This is a genomic window from Thermoactinospora rubra, from assembly GCF_002093975.1.
In the GTDB taxonomy this organism is placed as follows: Bacteria; Actinomycetota; Actinomycetes; order Streptosporangiales; family Streptosporangiaceae; genus Nonomuraea; species Nonomuraea rubra_A.
This window is the reverse complement of record NZ_MSZZ01000120.1, coordinates 1-1,406: the sequence shown is the minus strand read 5'-3', so window position 1 is coordinate 1,406 and position 1,406 is coordinate 1. Positions and strand designations below refer to the sequence as shown.

The 1,406-nt window shown below is 66.4% G+C and carries 1 protein-coding gene; it reads left to right on the top strand.

Annotated features, from left to right (window positions below; all coding sequences use genetic code 11):
• Window positions 1-69 precede the first annotated feature (69 nt).
• A complete protein-coding gene (locus BSB02_RS39155; protein WP_084966067.1) occupies window positions 70-1,365 on the top strand; it encodes an IS256 family transposase in 1,296 nt (431 codons plus the stop codon).
• The last annotated feature ends 41 nt before the right edge of the window (window positions 1,366-1,406 follow it).

The window sequence follows — 1,406 nt, the reverse complement described above, 5'->3', positions numbered from 1 at the left end:
GGGACTGTACGAATAAGGGTGTAACTCCTGAGACCTGAGGGGCGGATGTCCCTCTGGAGGAGGAAACCCATGACAGCGACGACGTCCTCGGGCACACCGAAGCCGGCCTCGGCGAAGAAGCCTGAAGACCTCATCGACGACGAGTTGATGGCGATGCTGGCCGAGCGGGCCAAGACCGGCGGGGTGAGCCTGGCCGGCGAGGGCGGACTGCTGGCCCAGCTGACCAAGAAGCTGCTGGAGAGCGCCCTGGAGGGCGAGATGGACGCCCACCTGGGCTATGCCAAGCACGAGCGCGGCGGCAGCCCAGAGGGCAACGCACGCAACGGGCGCCGGGCCAAGACCGTGCTGACCGAGGCCGGCCCGGTCGAGATCGACGTGCCGCGCGACCGGAACGCCAGCTTCGAGCCGCAGATCGTTCGTAAGCGGCAGCGGCGGCTTGCCGGGGTGGACGGCATCGTGTGCTCGCTGGCCGCCAAGGGGCTGACCACCGGGGAGATCTCCGCGCACCTGGCCGAGGTGTACGGCGCGAGCGTCTCGAAGGAGACGATCTCCACCATCACCGACCGGGTGATGGAGGGCATGGCCGAGTGGCAGAACCGGCCCCTGGATCCGGTTTACCCGGTGATCTTCATCGACGCCATCCGGGTGAAGATCCGCGAGGGCAACGTCGCCAACCGGCCCATCTACCTCGCCTTGGGCGTCACCGTCGACGGTGAGCGCGACATCCTCGGGCTGTGGGCTGGCGAGCATGGCGACGGCGAGGGCGCCAAGTTCTGGCTGCGCGTGCTCACCGAGATCAAAAACCGCGGGGTGGGCGATGTGCTCATGCTGGTCTGCGACGGCTTGAAAGGCCTGCCGGACGCGGTGTCGGCGACCTGGGAGCAGACGATCGTGCAGACCTGCATCGTGCACCTGCTGCGCACCTCCTTCCGCTACGCGAGCAAGAAGGACTGGCCTCAGCTCGCCAAGGACCTCAAGCCCGTCTACACCGCCCCGAGCGAGTCGGCGGCGCTGGACCGGTTCGCCGAGTTCAGCGACAAGTGGGAGGTGCGCTACCCGGCGATCGTCAAGCTGTGGACCGATGCCTGGGCCGAGTTCGTGCCGTTCCTGGCCTTCGATGTGGAGATCCGCAAGGTCATCTGCAGCACGAACGCGATAGAGTCGATCAACGCTCGCCTCAGGAGGGCGGTGAACGCACGTGGTCACTTCCCCAATGAGCAGGCCGCGCTCAAGTGCCTGTACATGGCCTTGATGAGCCTGGATCCCACCGGCAAGGGCCGCGCCCGCTGGATGATCCGCTGGAAGGCCGCGCTCAACGCCTTCGACATCGCCTTCGACGGGCGCCTGTCCGTCGGTCGCATCTGAAACCCATCAAGATCTAGTTACACCCTTTTCTTGACACTCCC